Raw genomic sequence first — 5,473 nt, 5'->3', positions numbered from 1 at the left:
TAATAGTGTATATGTTTGAATAAGTGTGCGTGATGCGGATATGTTGTTTTTGAATATAAAATTTATGCGGTAAGTATAAGATAAATTTACTGTGTGTTGGTGGGGTGGCGTCATGTCAGGCGCTGGTTGCTGTTAGCAGGATAGGTAATGCAGCAGCTGCAACAGGATTGATATGGAGCGGTTTGCAGCGTGTTTCAGCTTGTTGACAAAACAGGGTGTTGAAATTATGTTGGATGCTCTGCGACTGATTATCCGGCATACAGAGAAAAGGAAACATGATGACCGACTCAGCAGGTCCTGAACGGCAGCTACTGCGCCTTTTACCGATTGGTGATCAGCTCGCATCGTTACCTGGTTATGTCGTCGGTATTTTATTTGTTATGGCAGCAACGGTGCTTTGTGAGTTGCTGCAGCCTTTTCTGCATCCGTTGAATCAGTTAATGATCTATCTGATTGTCGTGGTACTGGCAGCACTCAATATCGGCCTGAAACCAACTGTGATGGTGGTGGTTCTCAGTGCTTTCCTGCACAACTATTTATATATGCCGCCCCGTTTCAGTGTTGATCTGCAACACAAGGAGTATTTGGCTATCTCAGCCGGCCTGCTGGTTGCCGGCTGTGTTATCAGTGCACTGGTTGCTTCAGCCCGCAATCGGGCAGAAGCACTGCTGGTTCGTGAGTCTGAAACCTCAAGCCTCTATCGTTTAAGTCGTGATTTTGTTGCGGCAACTGATCAGTCTGCGGTTATCTCAGCGGTAATTGCCAATATTGAATCGACACTAAACAGTCAGGCCGCCCTGTTTCTTGAACAGGATGGACGGTTGGAACTGACGGAGACAAGTAGCATTTTTGCACCGGATAAGGAGCAAGAACAGGATGCTGCCTGGTCGTTTACAAACAGCCGTACCTTGGAGCATTATCGCCCTTTTGTCGGTACCTTTTGTTGTCTTCCTTTACAGACTGCAACCCAAAAGCCTGGAGTGCTGGCTGTTCTGTTAACCAGTCGTTCTGATTGTTCGCCAAAGCAGGCGTGGCGACTTCTTAAGGCGTTTGCATCACAGACGGCCCTGGCACTGGAACGGGTGGAACTGGTTCGTCAGGCAGAGCTTGCTCAGACCCTGCGCTCCCGCCAGCGCCTGGAACGTGCTTTGCTTAATTCGGTGTCCCACGACCTCCGTACACCACTTTCAACCATCACCGGTGTCTTGAGCAGTATCCTTGATGAAGGAGAGCGGTTAAGCCCGTCGGCTCATCGGGAGCTGTTGGAAAATGCAAGGGATGAGGCTGACCGGCTGAACAGATTTGTAAGTAAGCTGCTTGATATGACTCGTATTGAATCCGGTGCAATAAACCTGAGGCAGGAACCCTGCGATCTGCAGGATCTGATTGGCTGCTCTCTTGAACGTCTTGAACGTCAGCTGCTTGACCGGGAGGTTCTGGTAACGATTCCACCGGATTTACCACTGGTGCCCCTTGATATGGTGCTTATGCTACAAGTGCTGGTCAACCTGCTGGATAATGCCAACAAATATGCGCCGCTTGGAACGCCGCTCGAGATTGCGGCTATGATTGACTGTGATTACCTGCAACTTGCGGTCTCTGACCATGGCCCCGGCGTGCCGGAGGGGGAGCTGGAAAAGATCTTTGAAAAATTCTATCGGGTGCCTGTTCCTGAAGGCGCCGAGGGTACCGGTCTGGGTCTTTCAATCTGTCGTGGTATTGTTGAAGCCCATGGTGGCAGATTGAGGGCGGAAAACAGGGCGGATGGCGGATTGTCTGTTATACTGTGCATACCCTTTTCCACAAACTATCCTGACGAGGTTGCTGCGTGATGGTGGATACTCAACCAATAAAAATTCTGGCTGTTGATGATGAAAAAGCGATTCAACGTTTTTTGCGTACCATACTTGAATCTGAGGGATTTGCAGTTCAGATTGTTGATTCTGCTGCCGCAGCCCAGGTAGAGGCGGCGTTGTTCAAACCTGATCTGCTGCTGCTTGACCTGGGGTTGCCGGATATGGATGGTATCGATCTGCTCCGGCTGTTGCGTGAGTGGCTGACCGTCCCGATTATTGTGCTGTCGGTACGCGAACGTGAAGATGACAAGGTACTGGCCCTTGATGCAGGTGCCGACGATTACCTGACCAAGCCGTTCGGTATAGCCGAACTGCTGGCACGAATTCGTGTTGCCCTGCGACGTCGTGTGCAGGCGGTGGAGCCGGTATTTACCACCGGTGAACTTGCCGTTGATATTGCTACCCGCAACGTGACCAGCAGCGGTGCCGAGGTAACGTTGACCCCCACGGAATATGAACTGCTCCGCCTGCTGGTGCTCCATGCCGGCAAAGTGGTTACTCACAATATGATTCTCAGCCAGGTCTGGGGCGAGGCAGGCAGTAGTCAGCAGCAGGTATTACGCGTTACCATCAGTAACTTGCGCTATAAGATTGAGCCGAATCCGGCCCGTCCGCGTTATCTGATCACTGAGCCGGGGGTGGGCTATAAACTGCGTCTGGTTGACTGAGCCGTTTTTTTGCAATGTCGGTTCCTTAAGGGGAAAGGATACGCACCATGTCATATCTGTTGGGAGACCAGGCGGAAAATATGTACTTTATCCCTGTGGGGAAAATCTGCAGACGGCCGCCGGTTATCTGTTCCCCTGACAGTACGGTGCGGACGGCAACGCAGCTTATGCAGGAGCGGAACATCACCTGTGTGGTGGTGGGTGATTCCCCTCCCTACGGTATTTTTACGGTACGTGACCTGCGTCGCATCACCGCTGCAACTGAGGGTAATCCGGCATCGATAGCACTGCGTGACTGTATGACCCCGCATCTGATCACACTGGGTGAAGAAGCCTGCCTGTTTGATGCGGTTTCGTTGATGTCCCGCCACAACTTTCATCGGGTCGGTGTGGTTGATACTGCTGGAAACCTGGTGGGAATTCTGACAGATACAGATCTTCTAACCTTCCAGACTCGCTCCCCCCTCTACTTGATCACCGAGATTGAACGTGCAACCTCCCTCGAACATTTGCAGCAACTGAACTCCCGGCTTTTTGCAATGATCGGTAACGCCTACGGTGCAGGGGTGGAAATCCGTGGCGTGGTACAGCTGATTGCACACTTTAACGATGCCACCACCCGTCGGGTAATCCGGCTGATGGAACAGCAGGAAGGGATTTCTCTGCCGGCCGGGGTGGCCTATCTCAGCCTGGGTAGTGAAGGGCGTCAGGAGCAGACCTTACGGACGGATCAGGACAGTGCGCTGGTCTATGCCGATAATTTTCCACAGGCATTAATGCCCGAGGCGCAGCGCTTTGTCGTCCGTTTGATTGAGTGTCTGGAACAGTTGGGGGTGCCTCGGTGTCCCGGTAATACCATGGCCAGCAATCCGCAATGGTGTCATAGCCTAAGTGGCTGGAAACAGATTCTGGATAGCTGGATTATGACACCTCTGCCTGAGAATATGGTTAATTTCGGTATGTTTCAGGATATGAGGGTGCTTTACGGCGACAAACAATTAGAGGAGGGGTTGCGTCGTCACATCTATGAGACAGCATCCAGCAATACCTTATTTTTTCCCAGTATGGCGCGTAACATAACAAGGTTCAAGCCGCCGTTGGGAATGTTCGGGCGGTTATTGGTGGAGAAAAAGGGGGCGCAACGCGGACGGCTTGACCTGAAGAAAGGGGGGCTGTTTGCCTTGGTGCGGGGGATAGCCCTGCTTGCACTTGAGGTTCAGATTATTGGTGGAAGCACATGGGACAAGCTGGATCGTTTACGCGCTTTGCCCCTGCTTGCTCAGGCCGATCTGGATGAGATTGAAGAGTCCTTCAGCATCATGATGAATCTTCGCTTGGGGCGGCAGCTTGGCGCCCTGCGGGATAAAAAGCAGGCAGATAACAGCATTGATCCTGAACTGCTGCGTGAGCGGGATCGTGTCAAGCTGCGGGCAGCGCTTCGCGGTGTTGAAAAACTGCAAAAGATTCTGCGCGGTCATTATCAGTTGGACATTATAGCCCGTTAGAGCGCGTTACTTGTTTTTTGTCGGTTATAACACCAAGCCCCCCTGTACGGCCAATGCCATACAGGGGGGCTTGTTATGTTACAACCAGCTGTGACCGACTTTACTTATACAGCAGATTGGGTAGCCAGAGCGAGATCTGGGGCACATAGGTGATCAGGATCAGGTAGACCAGCATCACCAAAATCCAGGGCAGACAGGCCTTGGTGGTTTCTGTCAACCCCAGTCTGGAGATGCCGCTGGCCACATACAGGTTAAGTCCCACCGGGGGGGTGATCATGCCGATCTCCATGTTGACGGTCATCAGTACCCCCAGGTGAATCGGATCAATTCCCAGTTCCATGGCCATCGGGAACAGCAGCGGCGCGGTGATCAGCAGGATTGAAGAGGGCTCCATGAAGTTGCCAGCTGCCAGCAGCAGTATGTTGACGAAGATCAGGAAGGCAACCGAGGAGAGCCCCAGTCCCACCATCCAGGCGGTCAGGTTCTGGGGTACCTGCTCTGAAGTGAGCAGGAAAGAGAACAGTACCGCGTTGGTGATGATGTAGAGCAGCATGGCTGACATGCTGGCCGATGACAGCAGTACTTTGGGCAGATCCCGCAGGCCAAGGTCTTTGTAGACATAGACTGAGACAAAGAAGGCATACACCGCAGACATGGCCGCTGCCTCGGTGGGGGTGAACAGGCCGGAGTAGATCCCGCCGATAACCACCACGATCAGGAACAGGCCCCAGAAACTCTCACGGAAGGTCTTGAACACCACGCCGATTGAAGCCTTGGGTTGACAAGGATAGTTACGTTTTTTGGCCACCAGCCAGGTCACGGTCATCAAGGTAGCTGCCAGCAGCAGGCCGGGGATGATACCGGCAATGAACAGCTGGCCGATTGAGGCGTTGGTGGAGACCGCATAGATCACCATGACAATTGAGGGTGGAATCAGGATGCCCAGGCCGCCGGAGGTGCCGATAACCCCCACGCCAAACTTCATCGGATAGCCCTGCTTGACCATGGCCGGCAGCAGGATTGAGCCGATGGCCACCACTGTTGCCGGACTGGAGCCGGATACGGCGGCAAACAGGGCGCAGGCCACTACCCCCCCAAGAGCCAGACCACCATGGAAGTGGCCCACCAGGGCGGTGGCGAAGTTGATCATCCGTTTAGCCACTCCGCCGTGGGTCAGAAAGTTGCCGGCCAGGATAAAGAATGGAATTGCCATGATCTCAAACTTCTCAATGCCGGTAAACAGCTTCATGGCCACCGCTTCTGTGGGCACATTGGAGAAAAAGAACAGAAAGCTGAGCACAGTCAGGCCCAGCGAGATAGAGACCGGCATGCCGGTCAACATCAGGCCGGCCAGGATGGCAAATACAATACCGGCATGTCCCATTGTTGAGAGAGCAAACAGCATGACTGCAATAGCGCCAAGCCAGGTGGCAGCTTTTTTCTT

The 5,473-nt window shown here is 53.0% G+C and carries 4 protein-coding genes; 3 read left to right on the top strand and 1 reads right to left on the bottom strand.

Features of this window, described 5'->3' with window-relative positions; all coding sequences use genetic code 11:
- The first annotated feature begins 278 nt into the window (after positions 1-278).
- Genes OEL57_RS13680 through OEL57_RS13670 form a run of 3 tightly spaced genes read left to right on the top strand, consistent with a single transcriptional unit; the run spans position 279 to position 4,029 of the window.
- Positions 279-1,832 (top strand): ATP-binding protein, encoded by a 1,554-nt coding sequence (locus tag OEL57_RS13680; protein ID WP_300741172.1) that lies wholly within the window; start codon positions 279-281, stop codon positions 1,830-1,832.
- On the top strand, positions 1,832-2,524 hold the full coding sequence (locus tag OEL57_RS13675) for a response regulator (RefSeq protein ID WP_300741170.1): 693 nt from the start codon (positions 1,832-1,834) through the stop codon (positions 2,522-2,524). The genes OEL57_RS13680 and OEL57_RS13675 overlap by 1 nt, the downstream gene beginning before the upstream one ends.
- A 47-nt stretch (positions 2,525-2,571) precedes the next feature.
- A complete protein-coding gene (locus OEL57_RS13670; protein WP_300741169.1) occupies positions 2,572-4,029 on the top strand; it encodes a DUF294 nucleotidyltransferase-like domain-containing protein in 1,458 nt (485 codons plus the stop codon).
- A 100-nt stretch (positions 4,030-4,129) separates the two neighbouring features.
- Here OEL57_RS13670 and OEL57_RS13665 read toward each other — a convergent pair.
- Positions 4,130-5,473: TRAP transporter large permease (locus OEL57_RS13665; RefSeq protein ID WP_300741168.1), on the bottom strand; the 1,344-nt coding region annotated here is incomplete at its 5' end.

The organism is Trichlorobacter sp. (assembly GCF_030247655.1).
Classification (GTDB): domain Bacteria; phylum Desulfobacterota; class Desulfuromonadia; order Geobacterales; family Pseudopelobacteraceae; genus Trichlorobacter.
This window is presented reverse-complemented; position numbering and strand designations above follow the sequence as displayed.

Excerpts from the sequence above, each read along its gene's own strand:
- OEL57_RS13680 (WP_300741172.1), top strand. The coding sequence starts at position 279 with ATGACCGACTCAGCAGGTCCTGAACGGCAGCTACTGCGCCTTTTACCG.
- OEL57_RS13675 (WP_300741170.1), top strand. The coding sequence starts at position 1,832 with ATGGTGGATACTCAACCAATAAAAATTCTGGCTGTTGATGATGAAAAA.
- OEL57_RS13670 (WP_300741169.1), top strand. The coding sequence starts at position 2,572 with ATGTCATATCTGTTGGGAGACCAGGCGGAAAATATGTACTTTATCCCT.